Genomic DNA, 18,381 nt, shown 5'->3' with positions numbered 1-18,381 from the left:
TGCTGTGCGACCCATTCTGGTCGCGTTCACAGCGGGGACGGAGCCCGACGCGGGTTCTCGACATCGTCCGTGACGTTTTTCTGGAATTTTTCGCGGCCCGTTCCCGGGGCCTCAGACGTCCAGTGCCCGCAGGACGAGACCGGAGGCCGGTTTGGGGCCGAACGACGTCGATTTCCGGGGCATGGTGATGCCCTGGCGGGCGAGGTCGCGGACGACCTCCTCGCGCACGGGGTGGAGGAGGACGGCCGTGGCGCCGGCGCGTTCCGCCTTGCGGACGGTGGCGGCGGTGTCGTGGATGTAGGCGATGCGGGCCGGGTCGTCCTCGGGGATGTGCCAGACGTGGGCGAGGAGCGCGGCGTGCAGGACGGTCGCGTCCAGGGTGCGCCAGGCCTGCGGGCGGTCCTGGGGGACCGTACGGGCGAGGAGGGCCGGGTCCGGTCGGTCCAGGAGGTGGAAGGCGCCGTCGCCGGCCAGCAGGAACGCGTTGCCGGCGCAGGCCGCGTCCGCCAGTGCTTCGAGGGCTTCGGGGAGCGGGACGCGCAGGTGCCGGACCCGGAACAGGTCCTGTACGGCGGTGAGGGCATCGGCGACCGGCAGGCCGTGCAGGAGGCGGTGGATGGCCCGGACGCGCAGGGGGTAGCGGGCGGTGTCGACGAGGAGGACCAGGCCGTGGTCCCAGGGGCTGGGGGAGGGGTGGGCGGCGCGCAGCCGGCGGTAGGTGGCCCAGCGGTGGTGGCCGTCGGCGATCAGGGCCTGGCGGTGGGCGAGGTCGGCCCGGACGAGGTCCTGGTCGGCGGGGTCGGTGATCGCCCACAGGCGGTGGTGGTAGCCGTCCTCGGTGGTGGTGGCCAGGAGCGGGGGGCGCTCGGCGGTGCGGTCCACGATCTCGGCCGCCGTGCCGTTGCCGCGGTAGGTGAGGAGCAGGGGCTCGAGGTTGGCGTAGGTGGCGCGCATCAGGGCCGCGCGCTCCGCCACGACCGGTTCTATGACGTCCTCGTGGGGGAGGACGATCCCCTCCGCCGGGTCGGAGACGCGCAGGGTGCCGATGAGGCCGCGCTGGAGCATGCCGTCGGCGTGCCGCTGCTCGTAGACGTACAGGGCGGGCTCGGGGTCGGCGGTCAGGACGCCCTCGGCGAGCCAGCGGCGCAGGGCGTCGGCGGCCTGTTCGTTGCGGGCGCTGGGTGTGGTCGCCTGGGGGAGGATCAGCCGGACGACGTTGTAGGGGTCCGCGTCCTGGAGCTGGTGCAGGCCGTCGGGGCGGACGACGACGTCGTACGGCGGGGAGGTGACGGCGGCGAGGCTGCCGACCCGGTCGGGGTCGTAGCGCAGGCCTCGGAACGGGGTGAGTTCCAGGCCTCGGGGCGCCGTTGCTTCCGAGTGACCTGCAGTGTTCATCCCGGCATCGTACGTGTGTCGGTGGCGTGCGGGATGATCGAGGGAAAGCGGATCGAACGAGGAGCGATGTGGAATGAGCCGGAGCGTCAGGACGAGGCCCGAGGGCAGTGGGCAGGCCCTGAGCGAGGCGTACGACACGGCGCTGCTCGATCTGGACGGGGTGGTGTACGCGGGCGGGGCCGCGATCGTGCACGCCGTCGAGTCGCTGGCCACCGCCCGGGCGGGCGGGATGCGGCTCGCGTACGTCACCAACAACGCGCTGCGGACGCCGGACACGGTGGCCGGGCATCTGAGCGAGCTGGGGATCCCGACGGGCGCCGAGGAGGTCATCACCTCGGCCCAGGCGGTGGCGCGGCTGATCAGTGAGCAGGTGCCGGCGGGGGCGCGGGTGCTGGTGATCGGCGGGGAGGGGCTGCGGGTCGCGCTGCGGGAGCGGGGGCTCGTCCCGGTGGAGTCGGCGGACGACGATCCGGTGGCGGTGGTGCAGGGGTACGGCGGTCCTGATCTGCCGTGGGGGCGGTTCGCGGAGGCGTCGTACGCCGTGGCGCGCGGGGTGCCGTGGTTCGCGTCGAACACCGATCTGACGATTCCGAGCGGGCGGGGGATCGCGCCGGGGAACGGGGCGGCGGTGCAGGTGGTGCGGATAGCGACCGGTGCCGAGCCGCAGGTCGCGGGCAAGCCGCTGCCTCCGATGCACCGGGAGACGATCCTGCGGACGGGCGCCGAGCGGCCGTTGGTGGTCGGGGACCGGCTGGACACCGACATCGAGGGGGCGTTCAACGGGGAGGTGGACTCGCTGCTCGTCCTGACCGGGGTTACCGACGGGGCGCAGCTGCTGGCGGCGCCGCCGCGGCACCGGCCGACGTTCGTGGACGCCGATCTGCGCGGGCTGCTCACCGGGCAGCCGGAGGTCGTCCCGGCCGGGGACGGTTTCCGGTGTGGTGGGTGGACGGCGACCGCGGGGGAGGAGCAGGTGGAGCTGGACGGGGACGGTGAGGCGCTGGACGGGCTGCGGGCGCTGTGCGCGGCGGCCTGGACGGCCGCGGGGGAGGGGAGTTGCACGCTGGACGGGGGCAAGGCACTGGCGCGGCTGGGGTTGTGACCAGCCCTCCGGGCGACTTGGGAGGGTAGGCTAACCTAACTGCGTGTTGGTCGACAGTGTTCCCGAACAGCGCGCGGAGACCGCCCCCGCGCCCCCGACCCGTCGGGCGGTCCGTTCCTTTGGGCTGCTGGTCGCCGTGGCGGTCCTCGCCCTGGTGGCGGTGGCGAGCATCGCCGTCGGGGCGAAGGAGCTGTCCGTCGCCCAGGTCTGGCACGGGCTGTTCGCGGACTCGGGGACGTACGCGGACGTCGTCGTCGACGAGCGGCTGTCGCGGACCGTGCTCGGGCTGCTGGTCGGTGCCGCGCTGGGGCTGTCCGGAGCGGTGCTCCAGGCCCTGACGCGCAATCCGCTGGCCGACCCGGGGCTGCTCGGGATCAACGCGGGTGCCTCGGCCGCCGTCGTCACCGCGATCACCTTCCTCGGGGTGACGAGCCTGACCGGGTATGTGTGGTTCGCGTTCCTCGGGGCGGCCGCGGTGGGGGCGCTGGTCTGGTTCCTCGGCGGGAGCCGGGGGGCCACGCCCGTGCGGCTCGCGCTGGCCGGCACCGCGATCAGCGCCGCGCTGTACGGCTATCTCCAGGCCGTGATGATCATGGATGAGGCGGCGCTGGCCAGGATGCGGTTCTGGACGGTCGGTTCGCTGTCCTCGGCGACCGACGAGACGATCTGGCAGGTGCTGCCCTTCCTGGTGGCCGGCACGGTCCTCGCGCTGGCCCTCGCCCGGCCGCTGAACGCGGTGGAGATGGGCGACGACACCGCCAAGGCGCTCGGCGCCAACCTCAACCGCACCCGGGCGCTGGCCATGCTCGCCGCGACCGTGCTGTGCGGGGCCGCGACCGCCGCCTGCGGGCCGATCGTGTTCGTGGGGCTGATGGTGCCGCACATCGTCCGTTCCTTCACCGGCCCCGACCTGCGCTGGATCATGCCGTACGCGGCGATCCTGTCGCCGGTGCTGCTGCTGGGCTCCGATGTGATCGGCCGGGTCGTGGCCCGCCCCTCGGAGGTCCAGGTCGGCATCATCACCGCGATCATCGGCGGGCCGGTCTTCATCTTTCTCGTACGACGGCGGAGGACGGCCCAGCTGTGAGGACCGCGGAGACGACCGGAAAGACGACCGGGACGAAGACCGGGACGAAGGCCGGGGCGCGTGCGCTGCGTACGCCGGGCGGGCTGTCGGTGCGGCTGGACACGCGGGCCCTGGTGGTCGTGGTGCTGCTGCTGGCCGCCGCGTTCGCCGCGAGCGTGGTGCTGATCGGCACCGGAGACTTCCCCATCTCGTCCGGGGACGTCGTCAGGACGCTGTTCGGCGAGGGGAATCCGGGCCAGGAGCTCGTCGTCAACGAGCTGCGGCTGCCCCGGGTGCTGGTCGGACTGCTGGTCGGGGCCTCGCTGGGCCTGGGCGGGGCGCTGTTCCAGGCCGTGTCGCGCAATCCGCTGGGCAGTCCCGACGTGCTCGGCCTCGGGCAGGGAGCGACGGCCGGCGCGCTCGTGATGATCGTGCTGTTCTCCGGCACCACCGCCCAGGTCACCGTCGGCGCGCTGGTCGGCGGGCTGGTGACCGGGGCCGCGATCTATCTCCTGGCGTGGAAGCGGGGTGTGCACGGCTACCGGCTGGTGCTCGTCGGCATCGGCGTCTCGGCCGTGGCGACCGCGGTCAACGGCTATCTGATCACCAAGGCCGACTTCGTGGACGCGGCGCGGGCCGTCGTCTGGATGACCGGGACCCTGGACGGGCGGGACTGGAAGCAGGTCTGGCCGCTCCTCGCCCTGGTCGGTGTGCTCGTCCCGGTCGTCCTCGCCCAGGCGCGCGGGCTGCGGATGATGGAGATGGGCGACGACGTCTCGAACGCGCTCGGGGTGCGGGTCGAGCGGGTCCGGCTGGTGCTGATGGTGTCGGCCGTGCTGCTCACCGCCGCAGCCACCGCCGCCGCGGGCCCCGTCAGCTTCGTCGCGCTCACCGCGCCGCAGCTCGCCCGGCGCCTCACCCGCTCGCCCGGCCCCAACCTCGTCGCGTCGCTGTGTATGGGCGCCGCCCTGCTGGTCACCGCCGACTGGGCCTCCCAGCGGCTGTTCGGCGACGGACAGCTGCCCGTGGGCGTGGTCACCGGGGTCCTCGGCGGTGTCTATCTGCTGTGGCTCCTCGTCACCGAGCGCAAGGCGGGCCGGATATGAACCAGAACAACCCAGGGAGCGCCGTGAACCGCCTGTCCGCCGAGAACGTCACCCTCGCCTACGACCAGCGGGTGATCGCCGAGCAGCTGTCGGTGGAGATTCCCGACCATTCCTTCACCGTGATCGTCGGCCCCAACGCGTGCGGCAAGTCCACGCTGCTGCGGGCGCTGTCGCGGATGCTGAAGCCGTCCCGGGGGCGGGTGCTGCTCGACGGGCAGGTGATCCAGTCGATGCCGGCGAAGAAGGTCGCGCGCACGCTGGGCCTGCTGCCGCAGTCGTCGATCGCGCCGGACGGGATCACCGTCGCCGACCTCGTCGGCCGCGGCCGCTACCCGCACCAGGGCATCCTGCGGCAGTGGTCGGCCGAGGACGAGCGGGTCGTCCAGGAGTCCATGACCCGGACCGGCGTGGCCGAACTCGCCGACCGGTACGTCGACGAACTGTCCGGCGGTCAGCGCCAGCGCGTGTGGATCGCGATGGCCCTCGCCCAGCAGACCCCGCTGCTGCTGCTCGACGAGCCGACCACCTATCTCGACATCCAGCACCAGATCGACGTCCTCGACCTGTGCGCCGAACTCCACGAGGAACACGGCCGCACGCTCGTCGCCGTGCTGCACGACCTCAACCACGCGGCCCGGTACGCCACGCATCTGATCGCGCTGAAGGGCGGCGAGGTCATCGCGCAGGGCGCGCCGCACGACATCGTCACGGCCGCACTGGTCGAGGAGGTGTTCGGGCTGCGCTGCCAGGTCATCGACGACCCGGAGACCGGTACGCCTCTGGTGGTGCCGGCGGCGCGGCCCGCACGCACGCGCCTGGCGGCTACAGAAGCTTCCTGAGGACGAACAGGTCGCGCACGCCCGCGTGCAGCTTCACCCGGCCCGAGCCCCAGGCCTTGGCGAAGTTCAGCCCGCCGACGACCAGGGCCACCAGGTCGTCCCCGGTCATGCTCAGTCTGATCTGGGCCTTCTCCCGCGGAGAGCCCTGCAGGGTGTCCTGGACCACGATCCGGCCGTCTGTCATCCGGCCCACGAACGTCACGTCCAGGTCGGTGATCCAGCAGCTGACCGAACGGTCCAGTTCCGCGGCGGCGCGGACGTCCCCTTCGGCACGCTGCATGCTGTCCGAGAGCTTCTCGAGTGCGGCGCGGCACTCCTCGATCGTGGCCATCGTGATCGACGGTACCCCAGCGGTTCGCGGTAGCGTCTGGGCATGAGCGACACAGTGCCGGAGACGGCGGCGGAGACCGCGCCGGAGGAGCCGGGGCACGACCCCGCCGCGCCCGCCCCGCTGGCCGTCCCCCGCACGCCCACCGGCAACGCCGAGGTCGACGCCCAGCTGGACCGGCTGGCCGACGCCGACCACCTCGCCACCGACGGACACCTCGAGGTGTACGAGGATGTACACCGGGGGCTGCGCGACGCGCTCACCGCGCTCGACGCCCGCCCGGGACCTCCGGCGCCCTCACCCTCGTACGAGCAGAGGGCGCCTTCACCCTCGTATGGCACGCCCTCGTATGGCATTAGGAGCTGAACCGAACGTGGCAGGAGTCGCACGTCGCCGTCTGGACGCGGAGCTGGTCCGCCGCAAGCTCGCGCGCTCGCGGGAGCACGCCGGGCAGCTGATCGCCGCGGGGCGGGTCACCGTCGGCAGGACCGTCGCGACCAAGTCCGCCACCCAGGTGGAGACGGCCGCCGCGATCGTCGTCGCCGTGGCCGACGACGACCCCGACTACGTCTCCCGGGGCGGGCACAAGCTTGCCGGGGCGCTGGAGGTCTTCGTGCCACAGGGGCTCGTCGTCGAGGGGCGGCGGGCGCTGGACGCCGGGGCGTCCACCGGCGGGTTCACCGATGTGCTGCTGCGGGCCGGCGCCGCGCACGTCGTCGCCGTCGACGTCGGATACGGACAACTCGCCTGGTCTCTGCAGAGCGATGAACGCGTCACCGTCAAGGACCGTACGAACGTACGCGAGTTGACGCTTGAAGCGATCGATGGGAAGCCAGTGGATCTTGTCGTGGGGGACTTGTCCTTCATCCCGCTCGGGCTGGTGCTGCCGGCTCTGGAGCGGTGCACCGAGCCGGACGCGGATCTGGTGATGATGGTCAAGCCGCAGTTCGAGGTGGGGAAGGAACGGCTCGGCAGCGGGGGCGTCGTGCGCAGCCCGCAGCTGCGGGCCGAGGCGGTGCGCGGTGTCGCCGGCAAGGCGTGGGACCTCGGACTCGGGGTGAAGGGTGTCACCGCCAGTCCACTGCCCGGGCCGTCGGGCAATGTCGAGTACTTTCTGTGGCTCCGGGCCGGGGCGCCTGCCCTGGACCCGGCCGACGTTGACCGTGCAGTTGCGGAGGGGCCGCGTTGACCGAGAACCGAACCCGTACTGTTTTCCTCCTCGCCCACACGGGCCGGCCCGCCGCCATCCGCAGCGCGGAACTGGTGGTGAAGGGGCTGCTGCGCGAGGGCATCGGGGTGCGCGTCCTGGAGTACGAGGCCTCCGACCTGCATGTGCCGGACGAGGTGGAACTGGTCTCCGAGGCCACTCCGGACTGCCTGGAGGGGTGCGAGCTGCTCATCGTCCTCGGCGGTGACGGGACGCTGCTGCGCGGCGCCGAGTTCGCGCGGGCGTCCGGGGTGCCGATGCTCGGCGTCAACCTCGGCAGTGTCGGGTTCCTCGCGGAGGCCGAGCGGGACGATCTCGACAAGGTCGTCGACCGGGTGGTCAGCAAGGCGTACGAGGTCGAGGAGCGGATGACCGTCGATGTCGTCGTGCACCGCAACGGGGACATCGTGCACACGGACTGGGCGCTGAACGAGGCGGCGGTGCAGAAGGCGGGCGCCGAGAAGCTGCTGGAAGTGGTGCTGGAGATCGACGGGCGGCCGGTGACGGGGTTCGGGTGTGACGGCATCGTGCTGTCCACGCCGACCGGGTCGACCGCGTATGCGTTCTCCGCGGGCGGGCCTGTGGTGTGGCCCGAGGTCGAGGCGCTGCTGATGGTGCCGATCAGTGCGCACGCGCTGTTCGCGAAGCCGTTGGTGACCTCGCCGAACTCCGTGCTGGCCGTGGAGCTGCTGCCGCACATTCCGCCGGGGGTGCTGTGGTGTGACGGGCGGCGGACGTTCGAGCTGCCGCCGGGGGCTCGGGTGGAGGTGCGGCGGGGGGCTGTGCCGGTGCGGTTGGCTCGACTGCATCACGCTTCGTTCACCGATCGGCTGGTGGCGAAGTTCGCTCTGCCTGTGTCCGGGTGGCGGGGGGCTCGGCACTAGCGGTCTGTAGGGGGTGGCGGGGGCTTGTCGGCGGCTGCGGGTTCGTCGTGGCTTGTCGCGCAGTTCCCCGCGCCCCTTAAAAGCATGTGCCCTCGCATCCCTTGAAAGAACCGCCCCTCGCGCCCCGGGAAAGACCGCCCCTCGCGCCCGTGACACGCAGGTCCACTCGCTCGGGTGACCAGGGTGCCTCGCACTTTTCGGGTCGGACCTCGTAAGGTCTTCTCCGTGTTGGAGGAGATGCGGATACGGTCGCTCGGAGTCATCGACGACGCGGTCGTCGAGCTGTCGCCCGGGTTCACCGCCGTCACCGGTGAGACGGGTGCGGGCAAGACCATGGTGGTCACCAGCCTCGGGCTGCTGCTGGGCGGGCGCGCCGATGCCGCGCTCGTGCGGATCGGCGCCGAGCGGGCGGTGGTCGAGGGGCGTATCGCCGTGCCCTCGGGCGCCCCGGTGGTCGTACGGGCAGAGGAGGCCGGCGCCGAGCTCGACGACGGCGCGCTGCTCATCAGCCGTACCGTTTCCGCCGAGGGACGGTCGCGGGCGCACGTCGGCGGGCGCAGTGTGCCGGTGGGCGTACTGGCCGAGCTCGCCGACGAGCTGGTGGCCGTGCACGGGCAGACCGACCAGCAGGGGCTGCTGAAGCTGTCCCGGCAGCGGCAGGCGCTCGACCGGTACGCCGGGGACGCCGTCGCCGTGCCGCTCACCAAGTACACCGAGGCCTACCGGCGGCTGCGGGCCGTCGCGGTCGAGCTGGACGAGATCGTCACCCGTGCGCGTGAGCGGGCCCAGGAGGCCGACATGCTGCGCTACGGCCTCGACGAGGTCGGCGGTGTCGAGCCGCGCGCCGGGGAGGACGTGGAGCTGGCGGAGGAGGCCGAGCGGCTCGGGCACGCCGAGGCGCTGTCCTCGGCCGCCACGGCCGCGCACGCCGCGCTCGCGGGCAATCCGGAGGATCCCGAGGGCATCGACGCCGCGACCCTGGTCGCGGGCGCCCAGCGGGCCCTGGAGGCCGTGCGGTCCTACGACCCGAGGCTCGCCGCCCTCGCCGACCGGATCGGGGAGATCGGGATCCTGCTGGGGGATGTGGCGGGCGAGCTCGCCGGGTACGCCGACGACCTCGACGCCGACCCGTTGCGCCTCGCGGCCGTCGAGGAGCGGCGGGCCGCGCTCACCGCGCTGACCCGCAAGTACGGGCCGGACGTGAACGCGGTGCTGGCGTGGGCCGAGCAGAGCGCCTCCCGGCTGACCGAGCTGGACGGCGACGACGAGCGGATCGACGAGCTGACCGCCGAGCGGGACGCCCTGCGGAGCGAACTGGGCGGCCTGGCGCAGGCGCTCACCGACGCGCGGACCGAGGCCGCCGAGAAGTTCGCGGCGGCGGTGACGGCGGAGCTGGCGTCGCTCGCCATGCCGCACGCGCGCGTGTCGTTCGCGATCCGGCAGACCGAGGACCCGGAGGGCGTGGAGGTCGGCGGGCGGGCGGTCGCCTACGGGCCGTCCGGCGCCGACGAGGTCGAGCTCCTGCTCGCCCCGCACCCGGGCGCGCCGCCCCGGCCCATCGCCAAGGGCGCCTCGGGCGGTGAGCTGTCGCGCGTGATGCTCGCCGTGGAGGTCGTGTTCGCGGGCACCGACCCCGTGCCGACGTACCTCTTCGACGAGGTCGACGCGGGCGTCGGCGGCAAGGCGGCGGTCGAGATCGGACGGCGGCTCGCCAAACTCGCGAAGTCCGCCCAGGTGGTCGTGGTGACCCACCTTCCGCAGGTCGCCGCGTTCGCCGACCGGCAGCTCCTGGTCGAGAAGACCAACGACGGGTCGGTCACCCGGTCCGGGGTGAAGGTCCTGGAGGGCGAGGAGCGGATCCGGGAGCTGTCCCGGATGCTCGCCGGGCAGGAGGACTCGGAGACGGCCCGGGCGCACGCGGAGGAGTTGCTGGCGACGGCCCGCGCGGACGGGTAGGACCTGACCCAGGGGGCGTAATCGAACGGATCCCTGGGTTTCTTCGCTCGTGTGGGTGACTTGTGCGGCCGTGTCGCCGGTGGTCCGGGGGCCGGGCGGCACGGAACACCCGTGCGTGCTGGCATCCTTGGGCTCGGTACGTGGAGGAAGCCGTTCCTTCGTGACCGTCCGACGCCGAACCAGGAGCCCCGGCCACGTGAGCAGCCACTCACCGCACGGCCAGTCGCCGCTGCGCACCGTGCAGGTGCTGGGCGGCGGCAACGCCGGCAGCAGCGCACATGTGCGCTCCCTGGCCGCGGGGCTCGTCGCGCGGGGCGTGCGGGTGACGGTGTGCGCCCCGTCCGAGGCCGAGCGCCTCCACGACTTCACCGGCACCGGCGCCGCACACGTCCACGTGCCGCGCAGCAGCGACCCGGGATCGGTCGCGGCGCTGCGGGCGGCCTGCACGGACGCCGACGTGGTCCACGCGCACGGACTGCACGCCTCCTTCCGCGCCGTCCTGGCGCTCGGCGGGCGCCCCACCCCGCTCGTCGTCACCTGGCACAGCCGGGCACGCGCCGAGGGAGCCCGCGCACATCTGCTGCGACTGCTGGAGCGGCGGGTGGCGAGAGCGGCCGCCGTGGTCCTGGGCACCACCTCCGACCTGGTCGACCGGGCCCGCCGCACCGGCGCCAGGGACGCCCGGCTCGCCGCTGTGGCCCTGCCCGGGCCCGGCGCGGCCGAGGAGCCCGAGGACGACGAGGAGCCGCATTCCAAGGTGCGGGCCGAACTCGGCGCGATCGGCCGCCCGTTGCTGATGGCCGTCGGTTCGCTGGACCGGCACCGGGGCTACGACCTGCTGCTGGACGCCACGCACGCGTGGTGCCGGCTCGACCCCGTGCCGCTCGTCGTCATCGCCGGGGAGGGGCCGCTGCGGGCGGCGCTCCAGCAGCGGATCGAGACCGAGGAGCTGCCGGTCAGACTGCTCGGGCGGCGGGAGGACGTCGGCACGCTGCTCGCCGCCGCCGACCTCGCGCTGCTGCCGGGCGGCGAGGAGGCCCGCTCGGTCCTGGCGCAGGAGGCCCTCCACGCGCGCGTGCCGCTCGTCGCCGCCCGGGCCGGCGGGATCCGCGAACTCGTCGGCGAGGCCGCCGTGCTCGTCCCGCCCGAGGACGCACCGGCCTTCGCCGAGGCCGTCGTCCGGCTGCTCGGCGACCCGGACCGGTACGCGCGGCTGCGGGACCTGGGGACCCGTCAGGCGGCCACCTGGCCCAGCGAGGACGAGACGGTCGCTCAGGTCCTGAGCGTCTACGACGAGCTGACGCAGCCCCTGCCCATGATCTGAGGCTAGGGCAGATGCCGGCGGGCGCGCAGGGCCAGGCTGAGGGCCAGGACCGTCTGCGGGTCGTCCAGGTCGGTGCCCAGCAGCTCGCCGATGCGGGCGAGGCGGTTGTAGAGCGTCTGGCGGTTGAGGTGCAGCTCGCGTGCGGTCTCCGCCTTGCGGCCCGCGTGGGCCAGATAGGTCTCCAGGGTGGGCAGCAGCGGCGGCTTGGACCGCAGGTCGTGGTCGCGGACCGGGCCGATCGCGCGGTCCACGAACGCCGCCAGGTCCGGGTGGTCGCGCAGCCGCCACAGCAGCAGGTCGATGTCGAGGCGGCGGGCGTCGTACCAGGGGCGGTCCGACAGGCCCTGGGCGGCGGTCGCCGTCTCCGCCGCGTGCCGCAGGCCCGCCGAGGCCGCCGCCCAGCCGCCCGCGACCCCGACGACCACGATCGGCGGCGGGGCGCCCGGCCGCCGCATCCCGGCCCGTTCCACCCCGGCCCGCAGCGCCGCCGCGACCCGGTCCGCGACCGCCGACCGCTCCGACTCCGACCGCAGCCCCACCAGCAGCGGCACCCGGCCCTCCACCGGCCGCACACCCAGCAGCACCGGCACACCCACCGACGCCAGCTCCTCGGCGACCGCCCGGGCCAGCACCGCCCAGCCCCCGCCGGGGGAGAGCGCGTCGCCCAGCCGCATCACGACCGGCAGCAGCGGGCCCGCACCGGGCTTGAAGCCCAGCACCCGGGCCTGTGCCGGAGCGTCCTCCGCCGTGATCCGGCCCTCGGCGAGATCGGTCAGGAAGTCGCCCCGGCCGCGCGCCGCCAGCTCCTCCTCCTGGCGGGCCTGCATCAGCACCACGGCCAGGATCCCCGCCGCCCGCTCCGCCGCCATCCGGTGCACCGGGGCGAGCGGGCCGCGCACGGGCAGCAGCACGAGCCGGGCGCGGACCGAACCCGCCCCCGGCCCGCCCCCGGGCACATCCACCAGCACCGACCCGGCGGGCGGCGGCGCGTCCTTGCGCGGGCCGCGCAGCCCCTCCCACACCTGGAGCGGATCCGCCCCCTCCGGTCCCTCCCCGGCGGCGTACAGCAGCTGCCCGTCCGTCGTCTCCAGGAACACCGGGTTGCCGCCGAAGTCCGCCAGGATGCCCAGCACCTGCGGGATCCCGCCGCCGCCCAGCAGCGCCTCGGTACAGCGGCGGTGCACCTCCTCCGCGCGCTGGAGCAGGGCGTAGTGGCCGTTGACGATCTCGGTGTGGATCTCCTCCGTGACCGTCACGAACGCCACCTCACGGTGCAGCTGCACCAGGGGCAGGCCGTTCGCCCGTGCCGTCTCCACCAGGGTCGCGGGCAGCCGGGTGAAGCGCGGGCCCAGCTCGATCACCAGAGCCGCGATGCCCCGCTCGGCCAGGGTGCGCACGAACGCCCGCTGCTCGGCCGGCCGGGTGCCGAGGCCGTAGCCCGTGGTCAGCAGCAGCTCGCCGCCCTTGAGCAGGGAGGCGATGTGCGGGACCTCGCCGGCGTGCACCCAGCGCACGGTCCGCCCCAGCCGGTCCGCGCCCGCGAGGATCTCGGGCAGCCCGCTGCGCAGACCGGGCAGTTCCAGCGCCCGCCGCACGGTGACGCCGGCGTCCTGGCTGTCGGGTCGGTGGCTGTGGGGTCGGTCGTGGTCGGTACGGCTGTCCATGCAGCGGACGCTACCTGCGCGGACGCCCCGGCAGACAGCCGAGCGGCCGGCCGGGCGGCCCGGCGTGGGGGAGCGGCCGGGTCAGGCGGGCTTGATGTTGTGGTTGAAGCGGAAGACGTTGTCGGGGTCGTAGAGCCGTTTGACGTCCGCGAGCCGCCGCGCGTTCTCCTCGCCGAGGCCGGCCACGACCCGGTCGGTGCCCTCGTCGCCGATGAAGTTCAGATAGACGTCCCCGGTGCTCCACGGCCGGGCGTCGGTCCGTACGTCCCGCACCCACGCCACGCAGCGCTCGTCGTCGGCCGGGTCCTCCCAGAGCCCGAAGGGGTGGACGCCCCACGGCGCGTCGCGGAACGGCACCGGATAGTCGTGCGGGCCCGCGGCGATCGCGCCGCCCTGCGGGAACAGCGCGTGCATGGTGCCCGTCGGCACCGGCACGGACTCGCCGCGGGCGCAGTAGACCTCCACGAACTCGTCCGGTACGCCGGTCAGGTACTCCGCCGACCAGTAGTTCCGCATCCCCGGCGGATCGTCCAGCATGCACTGCACCTCGGCGTACGGCATCGCGCCGACGACCGCCGCCTCGTGGGGCAGCGCCAGCAGCGGCTCGGCCAGCTTGCGCAGATCGGCCTCGGAACCGGCGTAGGTCAGCAGGGTGCCGACCAGCAGGGTGCCGACCAGGTGCGGCGGGACGAACTCCGCGGGCGGGCCGGTGAAGTAGACGATCATGCCGCTCGCCTCGTCGGGACCGGCCGCGATCAGCTCGCGGTAGGTGCGGGTGACCTCGCGGCCGTACTCGGGCCGGTACAGCAGCAGCGCGATCGAGAAGTCGGGCAGGTCGTGCAGGCCCAGGGTGAGCGAGGTGGCGACGCCGAAGTTCCCGCCGCCGCCGTGCAGGGCCCAGAACAGCTCCGGGTGGTCGCCGGCGTCGGCGTGCGTCCGGGTGCCGTCGGCGGTGACCAGGTCCACGCCGAGCAGGTTGTCCACCGCCAGGCCGAAGGCGCGGTCCAGCCAGCCGGAGCCGCCGCCGAGGACGAACCCGCCGACGCCGGTGGTGGAGGCCCGGCCGCCGGTCGTGGCGAGGGCGAAGGGGGCGCAGGCGCGGTCCAGGTCGCTCATGGTGGCGCCGCCCGCGATCCGCACCGTGCGGGCCTCGGGATCGACGGTGACCGTCCGCATGTGCCGGAGGTCGGCCACCACCGCGCCGTCGCCCAGGGCGCTGCCCGCCACGCTGTGCCCGCCGCCGCGCACCGCGACGGGCAGGTCCAGATCACGGGCGAAGCGGACCGTCCGTACGACGTCCGCCTCGTCCACACACTGCGCGATCACGGCCGGACGCCGGTCGACCATCGCGTTGAAGACCGTGCGGGCCTCGTCGTAGCCCGGGTCGTCCGGGGCGAACACGTCGCCCGACAGTTCCTCGCGCAGCGCGGCAAGCGCCGCGCCCGCCTTCGACGGGGAGGCCATGAGGCGCCCCCTTCCGTGCAGGGGCAGTATGACCTTCCCAGACTAGGCGCGCGCGGCGCGGCCTTCCTGTTCAGCGCTTGCGGTTCAGCCTCCGTAGGCCCCCGAGGCCGTCAGCCTCAGGGCCGTGTCGATCAGCGGGACGTGGCTGAAGGCCTGGGGGAAGTTGCCTACCTGGCGCTTGAGGCGGGGGTCCCATTCCTCGGCGAGCAGGCCGAGGTCGTTGCGCAGGGAGAGCAGCTTCTCGAAGAGCTTGCGGGCCTCGTCCACGCGGCCGATCATCGCCAGGTCGTCGGCCATCCAGAACGAGCAGGCGAGGAAGGCGCCCTCGTCGCCGGGCAGGCCGTCGACGCCCTCGTTGTCGCCCGAGGTGGGGTAGCGCAGGATGAAGCCGTCCGGGGTGGACAGCTCCCGCTGGATCGCCTCGATGGTGCCGATGACCCGCTTGTCGTCGGGCGGCAGGAAGCCCATCTGGGGGATGAGGAGCAGGGACGCGTCCAGTTCCTTGGAGCCGTACGACTGGGTGAACGTGTTGCGTTCCTTGTCGTAGCCCTTCTCGCACACGTCCCGGTGGATGTCGTCGCGCAGCTCGCGCCACCGCTCCAGCGGGCCGTCGGCGTCGCCGGACTCGATGAGCTTGATGGTGCGGTCCACGGCGACCCAGGCCATGACCTTGGAGTGCACGAAGTGCCGGCGCGGGCCGCGCACCTCCCAGATGCCCTCGTCGGGCGTGTCCCAGTGCTTCTCCAGGTAGCGGATCAGCTTGAGCTGGAGCAGGGAGGCGTAGTCGTTGCGGGCGAGGCCCGTCATGTGGCCGAGGTGCAGCGCCTCGGTGACCTCGCCGTAGACGTCCAGCTGGAGCTGGTGCGCCGCGCCGTTGCCGACCCGGACGGGGGCGGAGTTCTCGTAGCCCGGCAGCCAGTCCAGCTCGGCCTCGCCCAGCTCGCGCTCGCCCGCGATGCCGTACATGATCTGCAGGTTCTCGGGGTCGCCGGCGACCGCGCGCAGCAGCCACTCGCGCCAGGCGCGGGCCTCCTCGCGGTAGCCCGTGCGCAGCAGCGAGGAGAGCGTGATCGCCGCGTCACGCAGCCAGGTGTAGCGGTAGTCCCAGTTGCGGACGCCGCCGATGTCCTCGGGCAGGGAGGTGGTCGGGGCCGCGACGATGCCGCCGGTCGGGGCGTAGGTCAGGGCCTTCAGGGTGATCAGGGAGCGGATCACCGCCTCGCGGTACGGGCCGTGGTACGTGCAGTGCTCGACCCACTCGCGCCAGAACTCCTCCGTCGCCTCCAGCGACTGCTCCGGCTCCGGCAGCGCCGGCGGCTGCTTGTGCGAGGGCTCCCAGGAGATCGTGAACGCGATGCGGTCACCGGGGGCGACGGTGAAGTCCGCGTACGTGGTCAGCGACTTTCCGTAGGTCTCGGCGGTGGTGTCGAACCACACCGAGTCGGGGCCGGCGACGGCGACCGTGCGGCCCTCGTGCTTGTGCACCCAGGGGACGACCCGGCCGTAGGAGAAGCGCATGCGCAGGGTGGAGCGCATCGGGACGCGGCCCGTGACGCCCTCGACGATGCGGATGAGCTGGGGCGCGCCGTCGCGCGGGGGCATGAAGTCGGTGATCCGGACCGTGCCGCGCGGGGTGTCCCACTCGGACTCCAGGATCAGCGAGTCGCCGCGGTAGGTGCGCCGGGCGGCCGTGGGCGGCTGGGTGTCGGAGGCGTGGGCGGGGCCCAGGCGCCAGAATCCGTGTTCCTCTGTGCCGAGCAGACCGGCGAAGATCGCGTGCGAGTCGAAGCGGGGCAGGCACAGCCAGTCCACTGTCCCGTCACGGCAGACCAGGGCAGCGGTCTGCATGTCTCCGATGAGTGCGTAGTCTTCGATGCGCCCGGCCACGTGCAACTCCAGTCGAACGGCCACGTCACCCCCACGCGAACGGGGGCTGTCGCTTATTTGCGGTCAAGGGGTCGTTGTAATGCGTCGTTGAGCGATGAAGCAAAGCAGTCGCTCCGCCGTATGGGCAAAACGCCAATTGTTGCTCAACGAACTGACGAGCTCTCGTTGTTCCGGTGGTTACGGGCTGGGGTGTGCCGTCTTGCCGGCCGGGCTCGGCAGCGAGTGTCCGAGCAGGATACGACGCACGTAGATGATCTGTGTGTCGCTCCGGGCAACGTGCGTACGCCGAACGGGTGAGCCACCGGTGAGAAGTCCGTAACAAGTAGTCTGCCCGGCTCGTGCGAAGAGCGCGTGCGGTGTCGGCGCGTGCGCGGAGCGTGGCCGGAAGCCATCCCTTCGAGGCGCTGATACCCTGGTAGCCCGTGGACCGGTGGGCTCGAAACCCCCGAACCGCAGCGACCCCAGACCGCGACCACGGGAGCCCCCTCTTGGCCATGCCGCCGAAATCTACGACGACCAAGCACATCTTCGTCACCGGGGGTGTCGCCTCTTCTCTCGGCAAGGGCCTGACCGCCTCCAGCCTGGGCATGCTGCTCAAGGCGCGCGGTCTGCGCGTCGTGATGCAGAAGCTCGACCCGTACCTGAACGTCGACCCGGGCACGATGAACCCCTTCCAGCACGGTGAGGTGTTCGTCACCAACGACGGCGCCGAGACCGACCTGGACATCGGCCACTACGAGCGCTTCCTCGACCGCGACCTCGACGGCTCGGCGAACGTCACCACGGGCCAGGTGTACTCGACGGTGATCGCCAAGGAGCGGCGCGGCGAGTACCTCGGCGACACCGTGCAGGTCATCCCGCACATCACCAACGAGATCAAGCATCGCATCCGCCGGATGGCGACGGACGAGGTCGACGTCGTGATCACCGAGGTCGGCGGCACGGTCGGCGACATCGAGTCGCTGCCGTTCCTGGAGACCGTCCGCCAGGTGCGGCACGAGGTCGGCCGGGACAACGTCTTCGTGGTGCACATCTCGCTCCTGCCCTACATCGGCCCGTCCGGCGAGCTGAAGACCAAGCCCACCCAGCACTCCGTGGCCGCCCTGCGCAACATCGGCATCCAGCCCGACGCGATCGTGCTGCGCTGCGACCGCGAGGTGCCGACCGCGATCAAGCGCAAGATCTCGCTGATGTGCGACGTGGACGAGGCCGCGGTCGTGGCCTGCCCCGACGCGCGGTCCATCTACGACATCCCGAAGACCGTGCACGGCGAGGGCCTGGACGCCTATGTCGTCCGCAAGCTGGACCTGCCGTTCCGCGACGTGGACTGGACGACCTGGGACGACCTGCTCGACCGCGTCCACAACCCCGACCACGAGATCACCCTCGCCCTGGTCGGCAAGTACATCGACCTGCCCGACGCCTACCTCTCGGTCACCGAGGCGCTGCGCGCCGGCGGCTTCGCCAACAAGGCCCGCGTGAAGATCAAGTGGGTCACCTCCGACGACTGCAAGACCCCGGCCGGCGCCAAGGCGCAGCTCGCCGACGTCGACGGCATCTGCATCCCGGGCGGCTTCGGCGACCGCGGTGTGCTCGGCAAGGTCGGCGCGATCCGCTACGCCCGCGAGAACCGGATCCCGCTGCTGGGCCTCTGCCTGGGCCTGCAGTGCATCGTGATCGAGGCGGCCCGCAACCTCGCCGACATCGGCGACGCGAACTCCACCGAGTTCGACGCGGCCACCGCGCACCCGGTCATCTCCACCATGGCCGAGCAGCTCGACATCGTGGCGGGCGAGGGCGACATGGGCGGAACGATGCGTCTGGGCATGTATCCGGCCAAGCTGGCGGAGGGCTCCATCGTCCGTGAGGTCTACGACGGCAAGGAGTACGTCGAGGAGCGGCACCGCCACCGGTACGAGGTGAACAACGCCTACCGCGCCGAGCTGGAGAAGAAGGCGGGCATCCTGTTCTCCGGCACCTCGCCGGACGGCAAGCTCGTCGAGTACGTCGAGTACCCGCGCGACGTCCACCCCTACCTGGTCGCCACCCAGGCCCACCCCGAGCTGCGCTCGCGGCCGACGCGTCCGCACCCGCTGTTCGCGGGTCTGGTGAAGGCTTCCGTCGAGCGGAAGAATTCCAAGTAACACACCAGCTTGTAC

Annotated in this window: 15 protein-coding genes; 10 read left to right on the top strand and 5 right to left on the bottom strand. The window is 72.7% G+C overall.

From position 1 onward, the window contains the following. Window positions 1-111: 111 nt before the first annotated feature. Window positions 112-1,395 carry a DUF1015 family protein gene (locus ACYQ8Q_RS11065; RefSeq protein ID WP_460064084.1) on the bottom strand — a complete coding sequence of 428 codons (1,284 nt, stop codon included), beginning with the start codon at window positions 1,393-1,395 and terminating at the stop codon, window positions 112-114. 73 nt (window positions 1,396-1,468) lie between these two features. Between ACYQ8Q_RS11065 and ACYQ8Q_RS11060 the strand changes: the two genes are divergently transcribed. From ACYQ8Q_RS11060 to ACYQ8Q_RS11045, 4 genes are all read left to right on the top strand, one after another. Continuing rightward, window positions 1,469-2,497, top strand: coding sequence for an HAD hydrolase-like protein (locus tag ACYQ8Q_RS11060; protein WP_460064083.1), 1,029 nt, complete (start codon window positions 1,469-1,471; stop codon window positions 2,495-2,497). A gap of 43 nt (window positions 2,498-2,540) precedes the next feature. Then, entirely contained in the window at window positions 2,541-3,584 is a 1,044-nt protein-coding gene (locus ACYQ8Q_RS11055; RefSeq protein WP_460064082.1) for a FecCD family ABC transporter permease, read from the top strand. Window positions 3,585-3,649: 65 nt separating this feature from the next. After that, entirely contained in the window at window positions 3,650-4,669 is a 1,020-nt protein-coding gene (locus ACYQ8Q_RS11050; protein ID WP_460073256.1) for a FecCD family ABC transporter permease, read from the top strand. Further along, window positions 4,666-5,508, top strand: a complete 843-nt coding sequence (locus ACYQ8Q_RS11045) for an ABC transporter ATP-binding protein (protein ID WP_460064081.1) — start codon at window positions 4,666-4,668, stop codon at window positions 5,506-5,508. Before ACYQ8Q_RS11050 ends, ACYQ8Q_RS11045 begins: the two co-directional genes overlap by 4 nt. Here ACYQ8Q_RS11045 and ACYQ8Q_RS11040 read toward each other — a convergent pair. After that, window positions 5,492-5,839, bottom strand: coding sequence for a sterol-binding protein (locus tag ACYQ8Q_RS11040; RefSeq protein WP_460064079.1), 348 nt, complete (start codon window positions 5,837-5,839; stop codon window positions 5,492-5,494). The genes ACYQ8Q_RS11045 and ACYQ8Q_RS11040 overlap by 17 nt on opposite strands. Window positions 5,840-5,881: 42 nt before the next feature. On the opposite strand from ACYQ8Q_RS11040, the gene ACYQ8Q_RS11035 reads away from it, so the two are divergent. The 5 genes from ACYQ8Q_RS11035 (at window position 5,882) to ACYQ8Q_RS11015 (ending at window position 11,207) form a co-directional block, all read left to right on the top strand. Then, window positions 5,882-6,202: a hypothetical protein gene (locus ACYQ8Q_RS11035; protein ID WP_460064077.1), complete on the top strand. Its 321-nt coding sequence runs from the start codon at window positions 5,882-5,884 to the stop codon at window positions 6,200-6,202. 7 nt (window positions 6,203-6,209) lie between these two features. Then, window positions 6,210-7,025, top strand: coding sequence for a TlyA family RNA methyltransferase (locus ACYQ8Q_RS11030; RefSeq protein ID WP_460064076.1), 816 nt, complete (start codon window positions 6,210-6,212; stop codon window positions 7,023-7,025). Continuing rightward, on the top strand, window positions 7,022-7,927 hold the full coding sequence (locus ACYQ8Q_RS11025; protein WP_460064075.1) for an NAD kinase: 906 nt from the start codon (window positions 7,022-7,024) through the stop codon (window positions 7,925-7,927). The genes ACYQ8Q_RS11030 and ACYQ8Q_RS11025 overlap by 4 nt, the downstream gene beginning before the upstream one ends. 225 nt (window positions 7,928-8,152) lie before the next feature. After that, a complete protein-coding gene (gene recN / locus ACYQ8Q_RS11020; RefSeq protein WP_460064074.1) occupies window positions 8,153-9,883 on the top strand; it encodes a DNA repair protein RecN in 1,731 nt (576 codons plus the stop codon). A 196-nt stretch (window positions 9,884-10,079) separates the two neighbouring features. Beyond that, the gene (locus ACYQ8Q_RS11015) at window positions 10,080-11,207 is read left to right on the top strand and encodes a glycosyltransferase family 4 protein (RefSeq protein ID WP_460064072.1); all 1,128 of its coding nucleotides are present in this window, start codon (window positions 10,080-10,082) and stop codon (window positions 11,205-11,207) included. Window positions 11,208-11,209: 2 nt separating this feature from the next. Here ACYQ8Q_RS11015 and ACYQ8Q_RS11010 read toward each other — a convergent pair whose 3' ends face one another. From ACYQ8Q_RS11010 to ACYQ8Q_RS11000, 3 genes are all read right to left on the bottom strand, one after another. Next, window positions 11,210-12,871 carry a PucR family transcriptional regulator gene (locus tag ACYQ8Q_RS11010; protein ID WP_460064071.1) on the bottom strand — a complete coding sequence of 554 codons (1,662 nt, stop codon included), beginning with the start codon at window positions 12,869-12,871 and terminating at the stop codon, window positions 11,210-11,212. Between the two features lie 81 nt (window positions 12,872-12,952). After that, the gene (locus tag ACYQ8Q_RS11005; RefSeq protein WP_460064069.1) at window positions 12,953-14,335 is read right to left on the bottom strand and encodes an FAD-binding oxidoreductase; all 1,383 of its coding nucleotides are present in this window, start codon (window positions 14,333-14,335) and stop codon (window positions 12,953-12,955) included. Window positions 14,336-14,419: 84 nt separating this feature from the next. Continuing rightward, window positions 14,420-16,222 carry a glycoside hydrolase family 15 protein gene (locus ACYQ8Q_RS11000; protein WP_460073254.1) on the bottom strand — a complete coding sequence of 601 codons (1,803 nt, stop codon included), beginning with the start codon at window positions 16,220-16,222 and terminating at the stop codon, window positions 14,420-14,422. A 494-nt stretch (window positions 16,223-16,716) separates the two neighbouring features. Between ACYQ8Q_RS11000 and ACYQ8Q_RS10995 the strand changes: the two genes are divergently transcribed. After that, window positions 16,717-18,366, top strand: a complete 1,650-nt coding sequence (locus ACYQ8Q_RS10995; RefSeq protein ID WP_067250830.1) for a CTP synthase — start codon at window positions 16,717-16,719, stop codon at window positions 18,364-18,366. Window positions 18,367-18,381: the final 15 nt, after the last annotated feature.

This window comes from Streptomyces sp. YKOK-I1, assembly GCF_054660435.1.
This window is presented reverse-complemented; position numbering and strand designations above follow the sequence as displayed.